Annotated in this window: 17 protein-coding genes; 8 read left to right on the forward strand and 9 right to left on the reverse strand. The window is 76.0% G+C overall.

Annotated features, from left to right (window positions below; all coding sequences use genetic code 11):
• Nucleotides 1-2: 2 nt before the first annotated feature.
• From ACYVOF_RS06595 to ACYVOF_RS06610, 4 genes are all read right to left on the reverse strand, one after another.
• On the reverse strand, nucleotides 3-773 hold the full coding sequence (locus ACYVOF_RS06595) for an SOS response-associated peptidase (RefSeq protein WP_460864910.1): 771 nt from the start codon (nucleotides 771-773) through the stop codon (nucleotides 3-5).
• A 32-nt stretch (nucleotides 774-805) separates the two neighbouring features.
• On the reverse strand, nucleotides 806-1873 hold the full coding sequence (locus tag ACYVOF_RS06600; RefSeq protein ID WP_460864912.1) for a GGDEF domain-containing protein: 1068 nt from the start codon (nucleotides 1871-1873) through the stop codon (nucleotides 806-808).
• A gap of 111 nt (nucleotides 1874-1984) precedes the next feature.
• Nucleotides 1985-4201: a glycosyltransferase family 39 protein gene (locus ACYVOF_RS06605; protein ID WP_460864914.1), complete on the reverse strand. Its 2217-nt coding sequence runs from the start codon at nucleotides 4199-4201 to the stop codon at nucleotides 1985-1987.
• Nucleotides 4198-5490, reverse strand: a complete 1293-nt coding sequence (locus ACYVOF_RS06610; RefSeq protein ID WP_460864916.1) for a bifunctional glycosyltransferase family 2/GtrA family protein — start codon at nucleotides 5488-5490, stop codon at nucleotides 4198-4200. Before ACYVOF_RS06610 ends, ACYVOF_RS06605 begins: the two co-directional genes overlap by 4 nt.
• Nucleotides 5491-5650: 160 nt before the next feature.
• Between ACYVOF_RS06610 and ACYVOF_RS06615 the strand changes: the two genes are divergently transcribed.
• Nucleotides 5651-6142, forward strand: a complete 492-nt coding sequence (locus ACYVOF_RS06615; protein ID WP_460864918.1) for a GNAT family N-acetyltransferase — start codon at nucleotides 5651-5653, stop codon at nucleotides 6140-6142.
• Between the two features lie 9 nt (nucleotides 6143-6151).
• Here the strand turns inward: ACYVOF_RS06615 and ACYVOF_RS06620 are convergent, their stop codons facing one another.
• The 3 genes from ACYVOF_RS06620 to ACYVOF_RS06630 form a co-directional block, all read right to left on the reverse strand.
• Complete coding sequence (locus tag ACYVOF_RS06620) at nucleotides 6152-6802, reverse strand: VOC family protein (RefSeq protein WP_460864920.1); 651 nt, start codon at nucleotides 6800-6802, stop codon at nucleotides 6152-6154.
• 46 nt (nucleotides 6803-6848) lie between these two features.
• Complete coding sequence (locus ACYVOF_RS06625) at nucleotides 6849-8156, reverse strand: alpha-amylase family glycosyl hydrolase (protein ID WP_460865015.1); 1308 nt, start codon at nucleotides 8154-8156, stop codon at nucleotides 6849-6851.
• A 63-nt stretch (nucleotides 8157-8219) separates the two neighbouring features.
• Nucleotides 8220-8588: a hypothetical protein gene (locus ACYVOF_RS06630; protein ID WP_460864921.1), complete on the reverse strand. Its 369-nt coding sequence runs from the start codon at nucleotides 8586-8588 to the stop codon at nucleotides 8220-8222.
• Between the two features lie 161 nt (nucleotides 8589-8749).
• On the opposite strand from ACYVOF_RS06630, the gene ACYVOF_RS06635 reads away from it, so the two are divergent.
• The 4 genes from ACYVOF_RS06635 to ACYVOF_RS06650 all read left to right on the forward strand — a co-directional run bounded on the left by ACYVOF_RS06635 (nucleotide 8750) and on the right by ACYVOF_RS06650 (nucleotide 12805).
• Nucleotides 8750-9673 carry an acyl-ACP desaturase gene (locus ACYVOF_RS06635; protein WP_460865017.1) on the forward strand — a complete coding sequence of 308 codons (924 nt, stop codon included), beginning with the start codon at nucleotides 8750-8752 and terminating at the stop codon, nucleotides 9671-9673.
• 366 nt (nucleotides 9674-10039) lie between these two features.
• Nucleotides 10040-11275 carry a M23 family metallopeptidase gene (locus ACYVOF_RS06640; RefSeq protein WP_460864923.1) on the forward strand — a complete coding sequence of 412 codons (1236 nt, stop codon included), beginning with the start codon at nucleotides 10040-10042 and terminating at the stop codon, nucleotides 11273-11275.
• 1 nt (nucleotide 11276) lies between these two features.
• Nucleotides 11277-11705 (forward strand): SRPBCC family protein, encoded by a 429-nt coding sequence (locus tag ACYVOF_RS06645; protein ID WP_460864925.1) that lies wholly within the window; start codon nucleotides 11277-11279, stop codon nucleotides 11703-11705.
• A gap of 50 nt (nucleotides 11706-11755) precedes the next feature.
• Nucleotides 11756-12805, forward strand: a complete 1050-nt coding sequence (locus ACYVOF_RS06650) for a zinc-dependent alcohol dehydrogenase family protein (RefSeq protein WP_460864926.1) — start codon at nucleotides 11756-11758, stop codon at nucleotides 12803-12805.
• 85 nt (nucleotides 12806-12890) lie between these two features.
• Here the strand turns inward: ACYVOF_RS06650 and ACYVOF_RS06655 are convergent, their stop codons facing one another.
• The gene (locus tag ACYVOF_RS06655) at nucleotides 12891-13880 is read right to left on the reverse strand and encodes a pirin family protein (RefSeq protein ID WP_460864928.1); all 990 of its coding nucleotides are present in this window, start codon (nucleotides 13878-13880) and stop codon (nucleotides 12891-12893) included.
• Nucleotides 13881-14028: 148 nt separating this feature from the next.
• Here ACYVOF_RS06655 and dusB point away from each other — a divergent pair, with 148 nt between their 5' ends.
• From dusB to phoU, 3 genes are all read left to right on the forward strand, one after another.
• Complete coding sequence (gene dusB / locus ACYVOF_RS06660; protein WP_460865019.1) at nucleotides 14029-15168, forward strand: tRNA dihydrouridine synthase DusB; 1140 nt, start codon at nucleotides 14029-14031, stop codon at nucleotides 15166-15168.
• 173 nt (nucleotides 15169-15341) lie between these two features.
• Nucleotides 15342-17402 (forward strand): LCP family protein, encoded by a 2061-nt coding sequence (locus tag ACYVOF_RS06665; protein WP_460864930.1) that lies wholly within the window; start codon nucleotides 15342-15344, stop codon nucleotides 17400-17402.
• A 71-nt stretch (nucleotides 17403-17473) separates the two neighbouring features.
• Nucleotides 17474-18190, forward strand: a complete 717-nt coding sequence (phoU, locus tag ACYVOF_RS06670) for a phosphate signaling complex protein PhoU (protein ID WP_460864932.1) — start codon at nucleotides 17474-17476, stop codon at nucleotides 18188-18190.
• A gap of 72 nt (nucleotides 18191-18262) precedes the next feature.
• On the opposite strand, the gene pstB is transcribed toward phoU, so the two are convergent.
• The gene (pstB, locus tag ACYVOF_RS06675) at nucleotides 18263-19039 is read right to left on the reverse strand and encodes a phosphate ABC transporter ATP-binding protein PstB (RefSeq protein ID WP_460864934.1); all 777 of its coding nucleotides are present in this window, start codon (nucleotides 19037-19039) and stop codon (nucleotides 18263-18265) included.
• Nucleotides 19040-19076 lie beyond the last annotated feature (37 nt).

Consider the following 19076-nt stretch of genomic DNA (forward strand, 5'->3'; position numbering starts at 1 on the left):
GCTCAGAGGGTCAGCTGCTCGCCGGGCCCCGGCGCCTCGTCCCCCGGCCCGTCGGGCACGGGCTCGACGAGCTCGGGGCCGTCGTTGCCCACGTTGCCCACGGCCGCGCCCACCCGCCGGGGGGCCAGGTGCGGCGCCGGCATCGCCTCGAGCAGGGCGCGCGCGGTCGCCGCGTCCCCGGAGCGGCAGTCGAGCCAGGCGTCGCGGGCGTCGGGCGGCACCAGCACCGGGGTGCGGTCGTGGATCTCGCCGAGCAGGTCGGTGGCCTCCCGGGTGATGACGGTGGTCGTCCACACCCACCGCTCCGGGTCGTCCTCGGCGCGCTCGGGGTCCCGCCACAGCTCGTAGAGCCCCGCCATGGCCAGCAGCGCCCCGTCGGGGTCGTGCAGGAAGTAGGGCACCTTGCCCTCGGGGGTGGGCTGCCACTCGTAGTAGCCGTCGGCGGGCAGCAGGCAGCGCCGCGCGGCCGCCGCGCGGCGGAAGGCGGGCTTCTCGGTCACCGTCTCGCTGCGGGCGTTGATGAGCCGGGCGGCCCCGCGGCGGTCCTTCGACCAGCCCGGCACCAGCCCCCAGCGGGCGGTGCGCAGGGTGCGCCGCGGCTGGTCGGGCCCGTCGTGCGGGGGCCGCTCGAGCACCACCGGGACCGCGTCGGTCGGCGCCACGTTCCACGACGGTGCGGGCGCCACCCCGGACCCGTCCCCGGCGTCGAGGACGACGTCGAACAGGGTGGCCAGGTCCTCGGCCGTGGCCGTGCTGACGTAGCGACCGCACATGGCGGCAGTGTCCCACCCCGCCGGGCCCGCGCTCATCCGGCGGCGTGCACCACCGCGTGCCCGCCGCCGCGCTTGGCCCGGTACATCGCGTCGTCGGCGGCGTCGACGAGGCGGCGCAGCTGGCGGTGGGTGCACGGGCCGCGGGCGTGGACGACGCCGATGCTGGCGGTGACGGGCAGGGCATCGTCGGGCCGGTGGACCGCCGCCAGCAGGTCGTCGCCGAGCCGGTCACGCGAGGTCCCGCCCGGCACGAGGGCGGCGAACTCCTCCCCGCCGGTGCGGGCGACCACGCCGCACCCGTCGACCGAGGCCCGCAGCCGCTCGCCGACGAGGCGCAGCACCTCGTCGCCGCGGGCGTGGCCGTGGGTGTCGTTGACCGCCTTGAACGCGTCGAGGTCGAGCACGACCAGCGTCAGCCCGTCACCCGGTCGCAACGGGGCCAGCACGGCCCCGGGCTGGGTCTCCCCGGTCAGCGCCCGCAGCTCCAGGTCGAGGCCGCGCCGGTTCAGGCACCCCGTCAGCGCGTCGTGGTGGGCCAGCTCCTGGTGGGCGGCGGCGTCGGTGCGCACCAGCTCGATGTAGAGCCGGACGTAGAGCGGGAACACCGCGGCGAGCACGAGGCCCACCACGAGCCGGGCGGCGACCCCGGCCGGGTCGTCGGGGTGCTGCTGCAGCGCGAGGGCGGCGAGCAGCAGCAGCACCGCGCAGCTGACGACGACCTGGAGCACCAGGCGCCGCGGGTTGAGCAGGAACACCCCGTAGGTCGCCACCACGGCCAGCCCGATGCCGATGTGCAGCCCGAGGTAGCGCTCGTGCACCAGCAGCACCCCGACACCGATGCCTGCCTCGGCGTAGACGCCGAACACGCCCGCCCAGCGCCGGCTGGTGCGCCGCGCCCGGAACCACAGCCCCGCCACGACGACGGTGCTCAGCGAGATGACGACGACCACGGTGCGCGGGGCGCCGGGGGGCGGGCCCCCGTCGGCGGCGGCGAGCAGCAGTCCCGTCATCCCCACCGCCAGCGTGCCCCAGCCCGTGACGCGGCGGACCAGCCGGTCGCGGTCGGCGCCGGCGGGCAACGAGGAGAGCCACGCGACCACGCCGAGCCCCTTCCCGCCCCGCCCACTCTGCGTGAGCAGTCTGACACTAGCCAGCAGGGCACGGGCGGTCCCGCCGGGCGAGGGAGACCGGCCCCGCCCGCCCGGTGGCCGCTACCCGGCCGTGGTCGGCGCGGTCAGGTCGTAGAGGGTGACCCCGTCGACCGTCTGCGCGGTGTAGGTCGCCTCGACCCACGCGGTGATCTCCGAGGACGCGCCGGCGGTGCCGCCGCGGCCGCCGCCGAACCCGCCGCCGGCGATGAACCAGTGGATCTCCCCGGCCGCGACGTCGGCCTGGAACTGGGCGAGGGTCGGCGACGGGTCGGTGCCGTTGAACCCACCGATGGGCATGACCGGGTCCTGCGTCGCGAGCTGGTAGCCCGACGCGCTGTTGGAGCCGACCGTGGCGGCGACCCAGGTGTAGCGGTCGGCGTCCTGCTCCAGCAGGGCGGTCAGCGCCGCGCTCGGCGTGCTGCCGTCCAGCAGCGACCCGGCACCCCCGGGGCCGCCGGGCGTGGTGGCCCCCGGCGCGCCACCCGCGACCCCGGGGACGACCCCCGTGGCCGTGGTGCCGCCGGCGATCCCCGGCAGCGCGGCCGCGCCGCCCGTCGGCAGCTGACCACCGCGCGCACCACCCGGGGCGGTGCCGGGGCCGGCACCGGTGCCGGTGGCCCCGCCACCGAACGCCCCGCGCGGGCCGCGCGCCCCACCGGGGCCGCCGCGCCCGCCCATCCCCCCGGGCACGGTCGGGCCCGCGGAGACCAGGGAGCCGGAGTGCGCGGTGCCCACCGTCTGCACCGCGTAGGCGGTGGGCCCGGCGAGGCCGGTGGCCAGCGCGGCCAGGGCGACGACCGCCGTCACCCGCCGCGGGAGGAACCGCGCGGCCAGCAGGGCCAGCGACGCGACGACCCCGACGACGAGGACGACCGTGCGCAGCCACGGCACGAAGCTCGCGCTGCGGCCGAGCAGCGCCCACGCCCACACCGCGCTGCCGAGCAGGGTCAGCGCCAGCACCACGGGGACCCACGCGCGGTCCCTCGCCCGCCACGCCGCCACCGCGCCGGAGCCCACGAGCGCCGCGACCGCCGGGGCCAGGGCGACCGTGTAGTAGGCGTGGAAGATCCCGGCCATGAAGCTGAAGGTCAGCCAGGTGACCACCAGCCACAGCCCCCAGACCAGGTAGGAGGCCCGCCGCGGGTCGGTCCGCGGGGCGCGGCCGCGCAGCACGACGCCGACGACCCCCAGCACCAGCGCCGCGGGGGCGAGCCAGGCGATCTGCCCGGCGAACTCGGAGCCGAACAGCCGGGAGATGCCGGTGGCGCCCCAGAACCCGGTGCCCCCCGCGGTCGCGCCGGCCCCGCCCCCGCCGACGCTGCCCCGCTCGCTGCCGGTGAGCCGGCCGAACCCGTTGTAGCCGAACGTCAGCGAGAGGAACGAGTTGTCCTGCGAGCCGCCGACGTAGGGCCGCATGCTCGCCGGGACCAGCTCGACGAGGGCGACCCACCAGCCCGCGGCGACGAGCAGCGCACCCAGCGCGGCCAGGAGCTGCAGCAGCCGGCGCCCCAGCCGCGGCGGGCCCGCGACGAGGTAGGTCAGGGCGAGCGGCGGGACGACGAGGAGCACCTGCAGCTGCTTGGTGAGGAAGCCGAGGCCCACGAGCGCCCCGGTGAGCACGAGCCAGCGGGTGCGGCCGTCGTCGACCGCGCGCAGCAGGGCCCAGACCGCGGCGACCATGAGCAGCACGAGCAGGGCGTCGGGGTTGTTGAACCGGAACATGAGCACGGCGACCGGGGTGAGCGCGAGGACCAGGCCGGCGAGCAGGCCGGCCGCGGGGCCCGAGCGGCGCGCGACGGAGGCGTGCAGCAGGGCCACCGACGCCACACCCATGAGCACCTCGGGCACGAGGACGGCCCAGCTGTTCAGCCCGAACACCCGGACCGAGAGCTCCATGACCCACAGCGCGGCGGGCGGCTTGTCCACGGTGATCGAGCTCGCGGCGTCCGAGCTGCCGAACAGGAACGCCTCCCAGCTGCGCGAGCCCGCCTGCACGGCCGCGGAGTAGAAGGAGTTGGCGTACCCGTTGGCGCTGAGGTTCACCAGGTAGAAGCCGGCCGTGGCGAGCAGCAGCAGGCCCAGCGCGGGGCGGGCCCAGCGGGGCCGGGTGCCGGGTGCGTCGTCCCCCGGTCGCGTCCCGGACGGCGGCGGCTGGGCCCCCGCGGGGTCCCGTGGCGTCGCCAGCACGTCACCACCTTCGGCCGGGCGCCCGTCGTGGGCACCGTCGTCGTGGGCACCGTCGTGGTGGGGGGTGTCGCGCGGGATCGTGCGGGTCATCGGGAGGTCTCTCCGTCCGGGAGGGCGAGGGGGGTGGTCGGGGCGGCGACGGCGCGGCGGGCGTGGAACACCCAGGCCCGCAGCGCGAGGAAGCGCGTCAGGGTGGCGACGAGGTTGGCCAGCACCAGCACGGCCAGCTCGAGGCCGTGCGAGGGGTCGACCGTCCCGGCGTGCAGCAGGGCCAGCGCGCCGGAGGTCAGCGCCAGGCCGACGCCGAAGACGACCAGGCCCTGCACCTGGTGCCGGGCGGCGCCGCCGCGGCCGCGGACGCCGAAGGTGATGCGCCGGTTGGCCGCGGTGTTGGCCACCGCGGTGAGCAGCAGGGCGGTGAAGTTGGCCCACTGCGCGCCGAGCTCCGGGCGGGCCAGGACGAACAGCACCGCGTAGGCCAGCGTGCTCGCCACGCCGATCGCGCCGAACCGCAGCAGCTGGCTGACCAGCCCCGGGGGCACGCCCGGCACCGCGGCGTCGCCGGCCCACTGCGCGCGCAGCGCGGCCACCGGGATGCGGCCGGTGGCCAGGCCCCGGGCGAGGCGGACCACCCCGCGCAGGTCCGCGGCGGCCGTGGCCACGACGTCCACCCGGCTGTCGGGGTCGTCGGTCCAGTCGACCGGGACCTCGTGGATGCGCAGCCCGGCGCGCTCGGCGAGCACCAGCAGCTCGGTGTCGAAGAACCAGCCCTCGTCCTGCACCAGCGGCAGCAGCGCACCGGCCACGTCGGCGCGGATCGCCTTGAACCCGCACTGCGCGTCGGAGAACCGCGCGGAGAGCGCACCGCGCAGGATGAGGTTGTAGCAGCGGGAGATGGCCTCGCGCTTCGCCCCGCGCACCACCCGCGACGAGCGCGTCAGCCGCGAGCCGATGGCCACGTCGGAGTGGCCCGAGATCAGCGGCGCGACCAGCGGCAGCAGGGCGTTGAGGTCGGTGGAGAGGTCGACGTCGGTGTAGGCGAGCACGGGGGCGTCGGAGGCCTGCCACGCGGTGCGCAGGGCCCGGCCCCGACCGCGCTGGGCCAGCTGGCGCACCACCACGCCGGGCAGCTCCGCGGCCAGGCGGCGGGCGATGGCCGGGGTGTCGTCGGTGCTGCCGTTGTCGGCGATGGTGATGCGGCACGGGTACGGCAGCTGCTCGGCCAGGTGGGCGTGCAGCCGCCGCACGCACGGCTCGAGGTCGACCTCCTCGTCGAGGACGGGGACCACGACGTCGAGCACGGGCGACCCGGGGGCCACCTCGACGACGGGCCGACGAGGTCGGCTGGTGGGGGCGGGCGGGACCGCCGTGCTGGTCATGCGGACGACTCTCGCGGCCCCGCCTAGGGCCACCCTGCGCCCTTCCTGTGGCCCACCTGTGAGTGCGACCGGCCCGCCGACCTCGGCCCGCTCCGGGACGTCCCGGGACCCGACGCCCCCGCCTGCGACGCCCGCACGTGCGCAGCCCTAGGTTGCGCGGGTGCACATCCGGACCGCGACCAACGCCGACTGGCCGGCGATCTTCCCCACCTACGCGGCCGTGACGGCCGAGGGCCGCACCTACGCCTTCCCCGCGGGCCAGGACCTCGAGGCGGCCCGGCCGTGGTGGATGGAGCCGCCGCCCGGGCGGACCGTGGTCGCGGTGGCCGACGACGGTGCGGTGCTCGGCTCGGCGAAGGCGGGACCGAACCGGCCCGGCCGCGGCGCCCACGTGGCGACGGCGTCGTTCCTGGTCGACCCGGCCGCCCGGGGCGCGGGGGTGGGCCGGGCGCTGGGCGAGCACGTCCTCGCCTGGTGCACCGGGCAGGGGTACCGCGCGATCCAGTTCAACGCGGTGGTGGAGACGAACCACGCCGCGGTCGCCCTGTGGCGCTCGCTCGGGTTCACGGTCGTGGGCACGGTGCCCGAGGCCTTCGACCACCCGGAGCACGGGCTGGTCGGGCTGCACGTGATGCACCGGCGGCTGGGCTAGGCCCCGGCGTCACCCCGGTCCGGGCAGCAGGCACCACTCGTTGCCCGACGGATCCTGCAGCACGCGCCACGGCAGGTCCCCCCAGCCCGGGTCGATCTCGCGCCCCCCGAGCTCGACGGCGCGGCGGAGCACCGCGTCAGCGTCGTCCCCGTCGGTCGGGCGCACGTCGAGGTGCACCCGGTTCTTCGCGCCGGCGGGCTTGGGCCGTCGCTCCCGCACCAGCTCGAGCCGCGGCCCGGTGCCCCCCGGGTGCCGCAGCGCGGGGACGTCCCCGGAGTCGTCGTCGCGCCACCCCGTCAGCCCCGCCCAGAACGCCCGGTCCCTCACCGGGTCGGCGGACTCCAGCCGCAGGCCCACGAGCGGTCCCGGCCCGACGTGCCCGGGCCCGGCCACGACGACGGTGACCGGGGTGCCCTCCGGGTCCGCCGACGCCGACCCGCCGTCCGGGGAGGCCACGTCGAGGTGCAGCCGGGCGTCCCCCACCGGCGGGGTGCCCACGCGGGGCAGGCACAGGTCGAGGAAGGCGCCGCCGCCCAGGTCGAGCCGGGCCTCCAGCAGGTCCGGCTCGTCGGTGATGACCTCCGCGCCGAGCAGGGCCGCCCAGGACCTGCCCAGCGTCGCGGGGTCGGCGGCGTCGATGACGACGTTCTCCAGGCGCACCCCGCCATCCACGCAGAGCCCGTCCCCGGATGCAACGGCCGCGGGCTCAGCCCTCGAGCACGGCCCAGCCCCGGGCGGGCAGGCGCACCCGGTCCCCCACCAGCTCGGCCTGCCCCGCGGCCACCGCGTGCGCGCCCGCCGCGGGCAGCTCCACCGGGTCGTCGTCGAGGTTCAGCGCGGTCACCACGGCCGCCCCGGCGGTGGCGGTCCGCAGCACCACGCTGCGGTTGGCCAGCGCCACCACGTCGGTCTGCGCCCGCACCAGCCAGGGGTGGCGGCGGCGCAGCCCCAGGAGCTGCTGGTGCACCGCGAGCAGGTGCGCGGCCCCGGGGTCGAGGTCGGTCGGCGGCTGCTCGGGCAGCTCGGGGCGCACCGCGTCGTCCCCGCCCTCGCGCTCCTCCTTGACCGCCTCCCAGCCGTACTCGTCCCCGGCGTACACGCAGGGCGTGCCCGCGACGGTGCACAGCACGGCGAGCGCGTGCGGCACCAGCTCCGGGCCGACGGCCGAGGCGATGCGGGTGACGTCGTGGTTGCCCAGGAAGGTGGTGGGGGTGAACGTGGCCAGCAGCGCGTTGCCCCGCTCCACGGCGTGGGCGAGCTCGAAGAAGTTGCGGTCGGCGATCGCGTGCCACGTCGCCTGCCACAGCTCGTAGGCGGTGACGGAGTCCAGCCCGGAGGCCGCGACGTAGCCGGCGGCGTCGCCGTGGATGAGCTCCCCGGACAGCCACGCCCCGGGGTGGGTCTCCCGGACCCGGCGCACCACGTCGACCCAGAAGCCGGGCGGCACGGCGTAGGCCGCGTCGAGCCGCCAGCCGTCGACGCCGCGGTCCAGCCAGTACGTCATCACCTCGACGACGAGGTCGGCCACGGCCGGGCTCGCGTGGTCGAGCACGACGAGGCGCTCGTGGCCCTCGAACACCCGCGCGGGCACGGCGTCCCCGGGACCCCAGCCGGACCCCTCGAGGTGGAACAGCTCCGCGGCCGGGGACGACGGGCCCGCCGCGGCCAGCCGGGCGAAGGCGGGGTGGCTGCGGCCGACGTGGTTGAACACCCCGTCGAGGGCAACCCGGACCCCGCGGGCGTGGGCGGCGTCGACGAGGTCGAGCAGGTCCTGCTCGTCACCCAGGCGCGGGTCCACCCGGAGGTGGTCGACGGTGTCGTAGCCGTGGGTCTCCGAGGCGAGGACGGGGCCGAGCAGCAGGCCGTTGAGCCCGAGCCCGACGACGTGGTCGAGCCACGCGGCCAGCCGCGGGAGACGGTGCACCACGGGCTCGTCAGGACCGCCGAGGCTGCCGCCGCCGTCGGGACGGATCGGCGCGGCGACGGCCCCCAGCGGGTAGACGTGCCACCACATGACGTGGTCCTGCCAGCCGCGCGGGTCCGGCGCACCGGCGGGGTCGGGAGCACCGTCCACGGCTCAGCCCGCCACGGGCGGCAGCGCACCCAGCGGGGCCACCACGCCGCAGCCGCGCTCGCACACCCACTGCGGGTCCTCGCCCAGCGGCGGGTCGAGCTGCAGCGCCTCGTCGGTGTGGGTGGGGCACGCGGGCCAGCGGCCCTCGGTATCGACGAGGCGGTCCTGCACGTCCTGGGCCACCTGCCCGGCGACGAAGGCCAGGCCCGCGGGCCACTGCTCGGCCCACCAGCGCCGCTCGGCCACGGCCGCGTCGACGACGTCGACGATGTCCGCGGTGTCCGCGCCGCGGGCGGCGACGTCGTGCAGCACCACCGCGCGGGCGCGCAGCATCGTGGCGTCGAGGTCCGTGGGTCCACCGGTGTCCGTCATCGCCGACCATCGTGCCCGAGCGCGGGCGCCGCGCGCTCCCCTCGCCCCGTCGCCCGGGCGGTGGGAGAGTCCTCCCACAAGATCACCACCACAACCTACGGTCGCGTAACCTACGAAGGCGTAGGTAACCGACGGAGGAGGACCGCGTGGCCACCACGGAGATGACGCAGCTCGAGCTGCTGCACGAGCTGGAGCCGGTGGTGGCCGAGAACCTCGACCGCCACGACCTCCTCGCCAAGCCCTGGCACCCGCACGACTACGTGCCGTGGGACGAGGGCCGCAACTTCGCCGCCATGGACGGCGAGGACTGGTCCCCGGAGCAGTCGCGGCTCGACGAGACGGCCAAGGCCGCGATGGTGCTCAACCTGCTCACCGAGGACAACCTGCCGTCCTACCACCGCGAGATCGCCCACCACTTCGGCCGCGACGGCGCGTGGGGCACCTGGGTGGGCCGCTGGACGGCGGAGGAGAACCGCCACGGCGTCGTCATGCGCGACTACCTCGTGGTCACCCGCGGGGTCGACCCCGTCGCGCTGGAGAACGCCCGCATGGTCCACATGACCAACGGCTACTCCGCCGACGACAAGACCGCGCTGCGCACCGTGGCCTACGTGACCTTCCAGGAGCTGGCCACCCGCGTCAGCCACCGCAACACCGGCAAGGCGTGCAACGACCCCGTTGCCGACCGGATGCTCGCCCGCATCGCCGCCGACGAGAACCTGCACATGATCTTCTACCGCAACCTCGTCACCGCGGCGTTCGACCGGGCGCCCGACGCCACCATGCGCGCCATCGTCGACGAGGTGCGGGCGTTCGAGATGCCCGGCTCGGACATGCCCGACTTCCGCCGCAACTCCGTGGCCATGGCGAAGGCCGGCATCTACGACCTGCGCCAGCACCACGACGACGTCATCATGCCCGTGCTGCGGCACTGGAAGGTGTTCGAGCGCACGGGGTTCGGCCCCGACGGCGAGGCGGCCCGCGACGAGCTGGTGGCGATCCTCGCCGCGCTCGACGCCGCCGCGACCCGGTTCGAGGAGTCCCGCGACCGGGCCCTGGCCCGCAAGCTCGCCCGCGCCTCCTGACCCGGGCCCGGCACCGCCCCCGGGCGGACCTCGACGTGAGCCCCGCGACGCCCCCACCCACCCGGGTGGGGGCGTCGCTGCGTCCGGGACCCCGACCTGCAGGGTTGTGGTGGATGGGACTCAGGGGACGAGACTGAGTCTTGGGGCTGAGATTGCACAGTGGTGCATCTGCGACAGAAGTGTCATCATCGTGCCGCGTGTCGCCTTGACATCGCACCGTGACGACTCCCTGTTCCGCCGGACCCGACGTCGGTGGTAGCCGCCTCGACCTGTGAGGACACGCCTGTGCCCCAGCCCGACCGCGCCCGATCCCGTGCTGCCCGCTCCCGGGGGGTGGGCCGTGCGCGCTTCGCCTCCGTGGGCGCGGTGACCGCCCTCGCCCTCGTCCTCGGCGGCGGCTCGGCCCTCGCGGCCCCGCCCGTCCCCAGCGGTCCCGACGCGGCCGGGCAGGGCAGCGCGACGCGCCCGCCCACCCCCGCCGAGGCCGAGGCCGCCGCCCGCGCCGCCGCCGTCGCGGCCACCGGGTCGGGCGTCGTCACCGGCGGTGTCCCCCGGGCGACGAGCACCTCGGCGGGCCTCGCCGGTGGCGCGGTGCCGAGCCTGCCCACGGCGTCCGGGGCTGCGACCGGGTCCACCGCGGGCTCCCCGTCCGCTCCCGCCTCCCCGTCGAGCGCCGGCCGCACGTCCGGGTCTACACCCGCGACGGTGCCCCCGGCGCCGGCCGCGACGGCCACCACGCCCACCCCCGTGGTCACCGGCGGGGCGGGCCGCGACGTCGACAACCTCGTCTACGGCCTGTCCACGGTGGACCAGCGCTTCGACGGCATGGGCGGGGACGACCCGGTGCGCGGTGCGCTCGCCGACCTGCAGCGCGGCGCCCTGGCCATCACCCGGTCGGCGTTCGACGGGCTCAACGCCGTCGGCGTCGTGTCCGACCAGCAGCTCGTGGTGGCGCGCTGCGTCTTCGGCGTGGTCGACGGCGCCATCTCCGACATGGTCTCCGGCTCGTTCGACGACGCCGCCGCCCGCTACGACCTGGCCACCTGCATCTCCGCCCTCGGCCCGCAGGACGCGCTGCTGCGCTCGCAGCTGCTCGACGCGATCGGCAGCGGCCAGGTCGCCGCCCCGCAGGCCCCGTCGGGCGGGGGCTCCAGCCCGGTCGTCAACCCGGCCCCGGTCACGCCGGACCCCACGCCGTTCCCGTCGACCAGCGCCACCACGGTCGCGCCCGCCCAGGGCACGTTCACCTCGGGCTTCGGCTCGCGCTGGGGCAGCTTCCACTACGGCATCGACATCGCCAACGCGATCGGCACCCCCATCCGGGCGGCCCAGGCGGGCACGGTCATCAACGCCGGCCCGGCCGACGGGTTCGGCCTGTGGGTCCGCATCCGCCACGACGACGGCACCATCACCGTCTACGGCCACAACGACCGCAACCTGGTCTCGGTCGGCCAGCGGGTCACCGTCGGCCAGCAGATCGCCACCATCGGCAACCGGGGCGACTCCACCGGGCCGCACCTGCACTTCGAGGTCATCAACCCGGCCGGCATCAAGGTCGACCCGCAGCCCTGGCTCGCCGCCCGCGGCGTGTACGTCGGCTGACGTGAGCAGCAGCTACACGGTGCGCCACCGCGTGGCGGCGTCGCGGGAGCAGGTGTGGGACGTCCTGGCCGACCACGAGGGCATGGCGGGCTGGCTGCCGCTGCGCCGCGCCGAGCTCGAGCGGGAGGGCTCGCCCGAGCGGGACGGGGTCGGCGCGGTGCGGGCCCTGCACCTGGGCTGGCCGCCGATCCGGGAGCGCGTCACCGTCTTCGAGCCCGGCCACCGGCTCGGCTACGAGGCCGTCGGCGGGGTGCCGGCGCGGCGCTACGCCGGCGAGGTGGTGCTCACCCCCGACGGCGCCGGCACCGCCATCGCCTGGACGGTGCGGGTGCGCCCACTGGTGCCCGGCACGCAGCTCGCATTCGCCGGGGTGGTCCGGCTGCTGGCGGGTGCGCTGGTGCGCCGCGTCTCGGCGCTGCCCGCCGGCTGAGGTCGCACCGCGACGGGCGCGGGTCAGCCGGGCGGAGAAGACTGACGGGCATGCGAGCAACCCTGATCCACGGCCCCGGTGACGTCCGCGTCGCCGACGTCCCCGACCCCGAGATCCACGCCCCCACCGACGCGCTGGTGCGCGTGGTGGCCAGCTGCGTCTGCGGCTCCGACCTGTGGCCCTACCGCGGTGTCCGGGAGACCCCCGAGCCCAAGCGCATCGGCCACGAGTTCGTCGGCGTCGTCGAGGAGCTCGGCGGCGACGTCTCCACCCTGTCGGTGGGCGACTTCGTCATCGCCCCGTTCGTCATCTCCGACGGCACCTGCGTGCACTGCCGCAACGGCATCCACACCTCGTGCGCGCACGGTGGGGCGTGGGGCGCGCCGGACGAGAGCGGGGTGCTGGCCGACGGCGGGCAGGGCACCCACGTCCGCGTCCCGCTGGCCGACGGCACCCTGGTCCGCACCCCCGGCACCCCCGACGACGCGCAGGTGCCCGGGCTGCTGACCCTGTCCGACGTGTTCGCCACCGGCCACCACGCCGCGGTCTCGGCCGGGGTGCGGGCGGGTCGCACCGTGGTCGTGGTCGGCGACGGGGCCGTCGGGCTGTCCGGCGTGCTCGCCGCGCGGCGGCTGGGGGCGGAGCGGGTGATCGCCATGTCGCGGCACGAGTCCCGCCAGGCCGTGGCCCGCGAGTTCGGCGCCACCGACGTCGTCGCCACCCGCGGGGACGAGGGCGCGGCGGAGATCACCGAGCTGCTCGGCGGGGTCGGCGCGGACTGCGTGCTCGAGTGCGTGGGCACCGAGCAGTCCATGCAGCAGGCGCTGGCCGCCACCCGTCCGGGCGGGCGCGTGGGCTACGTCGGGGTGCCTGCGGGCGGCAGCGAGCTGCCGATCACCCAGCTGTTCGGGTCGAACATCACCGTCGGCGGCGGGATCGCGCCCGCGCGGGCCTACATCGAGGAGCTCCTGCCCGACGTGCTCGACGGCACGGTCGACCCGGGCCGGGTCTTCGACGCCACGATGGACCTCGAGCAGGTCGCGGAGGCCTACACCGCGATGGACGAGCGCACGGCCATCAAGGTCCTGCTGCGGCCCTGACCCGTCCCCCACCGGGCCGTTGGAGTGCCATCGGCCGTCATCTCACCCAGATGACGACCACCGGCACTCCAACGGCGGGTCCGGACTAGGCGGAGCCGTGCAGGCCCGGGTGGGCGTGCGCAGGGACCTGCCCGAGGCGGCCGGCGCGGAAGTCGGCGAACGCCTGGTGCACCTCGGCCTCGGTGTTCATTACGAACGGCCCGGCCCAGGCGATCGGCTCGCGCAGCGGCGTCCCGCCGAGCACCACGACGTCGAGCGCGCCGTGCCGGGCGTCCTGCACGGCGTCGGCGCTGATCCGCAGCGCCCCGCCCGCGCCCAGCACGGCCAGCTGCCCGGTGCCGACGGGCTGGCCCGCAGGACCCACGCGGCCGTCACCGGAGAGCACGTAGACCAGCGCGTTGAAGTCGGCGCGCCAGGGCAGCGCCAGCTCGGCCCCGGGCGCCAGGGTCGCGTGCAGCATCGCCATCGGGGTGGTCGTCGAGCCCGGCCCCGAGGCGGTCCCCGTCGTGGTGCGGACGTCGCCGGCGATGACGCGGACCAGGGCGCCGCCGTCGGCTGAGGTCAGCAGGGCGGAGTCGCCCGCGCCGAGGTCCTGGTAGCGCGGCGCGATGAGCTTCTGCGCGCGGGGCAGGTTGACCCACAGCTGCAGGCCGTGGAACAGCCCGCCGGAGGCGACGAGGTGCTCGGGCGGGGCCTCCTTGTGCAGCACGCCGCCGCCGGCGGTCATCCACTGCGTCGCGCCGTCGGTGATCGAGCCGCCGCCGCCGTGGTCGTCGGCGTGGTCCATGATCCCGTCGATCATGTAGGTCACGGTCTCGAAGCCGCGGTGCGGGTGCCACGAGGTGCCCTTGGGCTCGCCCGGGGCGTACTCCACCTCCCCCATCTGGTCGAGGTGGATGAAGGGGTCGAGCAGCCGCAGGTCGACGCCCGCGAACGCGCGGCGGACGGGGAAGCCCTCCCCCTCGAAGCCGCGCGGCGCGGTGGTGACGCTGACCACGGGCCGGTCGAGCTCGGTCAGCGCGGGCTCGGCGACGCGGTCGAGCACGGTGGTGTCCCGGACGGTCACAGCAGGCACTTCGGGCCCCTCTCCTCGGTACGACGACGGTAGTTCAATGTTCAATCAGCCACAACCACGGCCGACCGTGGACGATTCCTCGCCTCCTGGGTGCAGAAATCACACACGTACCCTGTGAGCCGTGACTGCGACCCTGGCCGAGCCCGCCCTGCGCGTCGGGCCGCTCGCGCTGCGCAGCCCGGTGGTGCTCGCCCCCATGGCCGGGGTCACCAACGTCGCGTTCCGCACCCTGTGCCGCGAGCAGGAGGAGGCCGTGACCGGCAGCGCGGACGGCCTCTACGTCTGCGAGATGGTCACCGCGCGGGCCCTGGTCGAGCGCCACCCCGACACGCTGCACATGACGACGTTCGCGCCGACGGAGACGCCGCGCTCGCTGCAGCTCTACACGGTCGACCCGGCCACGACCGGGGACGCGGTGCGGATGGTGGTGGACGAGGACCTCGCTGACCACGTCGACCTGAACTTCGGCTGCCCGGTGCCCAAGGTCACCCGCAAGGGCGGGGGTGCGGCGCTGCCCTACAAGCGGACGCTGTTCCGCCACGTCGTGCGGGCCGCGGTGCGTGCCGCGGCCCCCGCGGGCGTGCCGGTGACGGTCAAGTTCCGCATCGGGATCGACGACGACCACCACACCTACCTCGACGCCGGACGCATCGCCGTCGAGGAGGGCGTGGCCGCGGTCGCGCTGCACGCCCGCACCGCCGCGCAGCGGTACTCCGGCACGGCCGACTGGTCCACCATCGCCGCGCTCAAGGACCACCTCGGGTCCACCGGGGTGCCCGTGCTCGGCAACGGCGACGTCTTCGAGGCCCCCGACGCCGTCCGGATGATGGCCGAGACCGGCTGCGACGGGGTCGTCGTCGGGCGCGGCTGCCTGGGCCGGCCGTGGCTGTTCGCCGAGCTCTCCGCCGCCGTCGCGGGCCGCCCCCTGCCCACCCCGCCGGACCTGGGCGGGGTCGCCGCGGTGATGGGCCGCCACGCCGACCTGCTCGTCGAGCACCACGGCGAGGACAAGGGCCTGCGGGACCTGCGCAAGCACGTCGCCTGGTACCTGCGCGGCTTCCCGGTCGGCTCCGAGCTGCGCCGCGGCCTGGCCATGGTGGCCACCCGGGCCGAGCTCGACGAGCTGCTGGGCCGGCTCGACCACGCCGCCCCGTTCCCCGCGGCCGCCGAGGGCCCGCGGGGCCGCCAGGGCTCGGCGGGCAAGGTCGCGCTGCCCGACGGGTGGCTGGACGACCCCGACGACGAGACGGTCCCCGCCGGGGCCGAGCTCGACGTCTCGGGCGGCTGACCGCCCGCTCACGCCCGACCTCCTACCATGGGGCGGGCCGTGGTCACCGGGGGTGACGTGCGGCGCCGCGGTGGGCCGGACCACGACAGGACCACGAGCACGAGCAGGACCCACGAGCAGGACCGACGAGACGGACGACGAACCAGGCCGCCAGGCCGCGGGAGGGTGTGACGGTGCCGGACGACCGCCGACCCTCCTCGGGCGACCGCCCGCCCTGGGACCGGCCGTGGGGCATCCGTCCTCCCGCCCCGGAGCCCGACCCCGCCCCGCAGGACGGTCCCGCGACGACCGGCCCCGAGCAGGTCAGCGTGGCCGACCTGCTGCGCCGCCTCGGCCACCGCGGCGGTAGCGGCCGCCGCCGCGCCGCCCCCGAGCCGCTCGCCGCACCCGAGCCGCCGGCCGCACCCCAGCCGCCCGCCGCACCCCGGCCCCCCGCCGCAGCCGAGCCCGCCGCAGCCCCGGGCGCCGGCCCGGCCGGCGTCCCCGCCGTCGGCGCCCCCACCACCCGGCTACCCCGCGTGCCCGACGAGCCGCTGCCCGTCCTGGGCGGCGAGCCCGGACCGCCGGAGCCCACCCGCCCGGCCCGCGTGCGCCGCGACGCCCCCGCCGCGCCGGTGCCCGCCACTGCCCCCACCGCCACCCCTGCCGTCCCGCCGCGGCCCAGCAGCCGGCTGCCCGCCCTGTCCGGGCGCACGGTCCCCTCGCTGGTCACGGCCACGACCCGGCTGCAGGCCAAGAAGGCCCACAAGGAGCAGCGCTCGCGGCGCGTGGGCAAGGTCGCCGTCACCCTGCTGGCCGCGGTCGTGTTCCTCACCACCGGCGCGGTGTGGGGCATCAACGCCTACCTGGACTCCCAGCTGCGCCAGGTCGGCGCCCTCGACCAGGGCTCGGCGGCGGTGGTGGACCCGGTCGCGCAGACCGGGGACGAGAACTACCTGCTCGTCGGCTCGGACACCCGCGCCGGCACCAACGGCGAGATCGGGGCGGGCACCACCGCCGACGCCGGCGGGGCGCGCTCGGACACCGTCATGCTGGCCCACGTCCCCGCCGACCGGACCCGCGTCGTCGTCATCTCGTTCCCGCGCGACCTGCAGGTCGACCGGCCCGACTGCGCGCGCTGGGACAACGACACCGCCACCTACACCGCCGAGACCGAGCCCGGCGAGACCGACTCCAAGCTCAACGCCGCCTACTCCGTCGGCGGGCCGCGCTGCCTGGTCAAGACGATCCAGCAGATCTCCGGCCTGGCCATCAACCACTTCGTCGGCATCGACTTCTCGGGCTTCCAGAAGATGGTCGACGAGGTCGGCGGCGTCACCGTGTGCACCGAGACCCCGCTGGTCGACGACGAGCTGGGCACGATCCTCGCCGACCCGGGCACCCAGCTCATCAACGGCACGACCGCGCTGAACTACGTGCGCGCCCGCAAGGTCGAGGCCGAGGGCACCGGCGACTACGGCCGCATCACCCGCCAGCAGCGGTTCCTCGCGTCGCTGCTGCGCACCGCGCTGTCGAACAAGGTCCTCTTCGACCCCGGCAAGCTCACCGGCTTCGTCCGCGAGTTCACCGCCGCCACGTTCAACGACAACACCGACCTGCAGTCGCTGCTCACCCTGGGCCAGTCGCTGCAGGGCCTCGACGCCGGGCGGGTCACGTTCATCACCGTCCCCACCACCGGCACCAGCTACGACGGCAACGAGATCCAGAACCGCCCCGAGATCGCGGCCATCTTCCGCGCCGTCATCGACGACCGGCCGCTGCCCGGCGAGGAGCCGGCCCCCACGACGGCCCCCACGACCACCACGCCGGCGCCCACCACGCCGCCCGTGCTGGCGCTCGCCCCCGCCACCGTCACCTACGGCGTGCTCAACGCGACCCAGACGGCGGGCCTGGCCACCCAGACCGCGGCCCAGCTCACCGCCGTCGGCTTCGGCGAGCCGCAGGTGGCCGACAACTACGGCAGCGAGAGCCCCGACACGTTCGTGCAGTACTCCGCCGGGCAGGAGGCGGCCGCCGCCACCCTGGCCTCGACCGTGCCGGGCACGCAGACCCGGCTCGTCGACGGCCTGGGCGACCGGGTCGAGCTCGTCGTCGGCACCGGGTTCGCCGGCACGGTCGTCGCCCCCACCGCCGCGGGGCAGCCGCTGGCCACGGCGGCCGCCACCCCCGCCCCCGCCGCGCCGCTGCCGCCGGACCTGCGCGTGGTCAACGGCGGCGACACCACCTGCGGCTGAGCGCCCGCGCGTTCACCCCTCGTTCACCGCGTGCTCGGCGGCCGTTGCGGCCGGGGCCGTATCGTCGCCCCATGCGCGCCGCCTACTCCGAACAGCTCAGCGACCTCGCCGGCGAGCTCGCCTCCATGTGCGGGCTGGCCGAGATCGCCATGCAGCTGGCCACCCAGTCCCTGCTGCAGGCCGACCTCCCGCTGGCCGAGCAGGTGATAGAGGAGGACGAGCGGATCGACGAGCTCCGCGCCGAGTGCGAGGAGAAGGCCTTCGCCCTCCTCGCCCTGCAGGCCCCCGTCGCGGGTGACCTGCGCACGGTCGTCTCCGGGCTGCACATCGTCTCCGACATCGAGCGCATGGGGGACCTCGCGCTGCACGTCGCCAAGATCGCGCGGCGCCGACACCCCGACCACGTGCTGCCCGAGGACGTCCGCCCCTACTTCACCGAGATGGGCAAGGTCGCCGTCGCCCTGGCCGCCTCCGCCCGCTCGGTGCTGCTGACCCGGGACCCGGAGCAGGCGGCCCGGCTGGAGGACGAGGACGACGCGATGGACGACCTCCACCGCCACCTGTTCTCGCTGATGATGGACCGGGAGTGGCCGCACGGGGTGGCCGCCGCGGTCGACGTCACCCTGCTGGGCCGGTTCTACGAGCGCTTCGCCGACCACGCCGTGCAGGTCGCCCGCCGGGTCATCTTCCTCGTCACCGGCCAGATGCCCGAGCCCAGCACCCCCGCCGTCGGCTCGAGCACCGCCCCCTCGAGCACCTCCACCACCCCCTCCAGCGCCACCAGCTGACCGACCCCCGCACGGCCGCGGGCCCGCACCCCGGAGGGTGCGGGCCCGCGGTCGTCGTGGTGGGTGCCCGGCTCAGCCGAAGCGGCCCGAGATGTAGTCCTCGGTGGCCTTCTCGGTGGGGTTGGAGAACATCGTGGTGGTGTCGTTGACCTCGACGAGCTTGCCCGGCCTGCCGGTGGCCTCGAGGTTGAAGAACGCGGTCTGGTCGCTGACCCGGGCGGCCTGCTGCATGTTGTGGGTGACGATGACGATGGTGAAGTCCTTCTTCAGCTCGTTGATCAGGTCCTCGATCGCGAGCGTGGAGATGGGGTCCAGCGCGGAGCACGGCTCGTCCATGAGCAGCACGTCGGGCTCCACCGCGGTGGCGCGGGCGATGCAGAGCCGCTGCTGCTGCCCGCCGGAGAGGCCGCCGCCCGGCTTGTCGAGCCGGTCCTTGACCTCCTCCCACAGGTTGGCCCCGCGCAGCGAGCGCTCCGCGACCTCGTCGAGCCGGGCCTTGCTGCGCACCCCGGAGAGCTTGAGGCCGGCGACGACGTTGTCCTTGATCGACATCGTCGGGAACGGGTTGGGGCGCTGGAAGACCATGCCGATGGTCTGGCGGACCGAGACCGGGTCGACGCCCGGGGCGTAGATGTCCTCGCCGTCGAGCATCACCGAGCCCTCGAGGCGCGCCCCGGGGGTGACCTCGTGCATCCGGTTCAGCGAGCGCAGCACCGTCGACTTGCCGCAGCCCGACGGGCCGATGAAGGCGGTGACGCTGCGCGGGGGCACGGCGAGGACGACGTCGGACACGGCGTGGAACTTGCCGTAGTAGATGTTGACGTCCTTGAGGTCGAGGCGCTTGGCCACTAGGAGCTCCCAGCTCGGTCGGGTCGGGGGGTCACGC

It is taken from the genome of Rhodococcus aerolatus, from assembly GCF_054783215.1.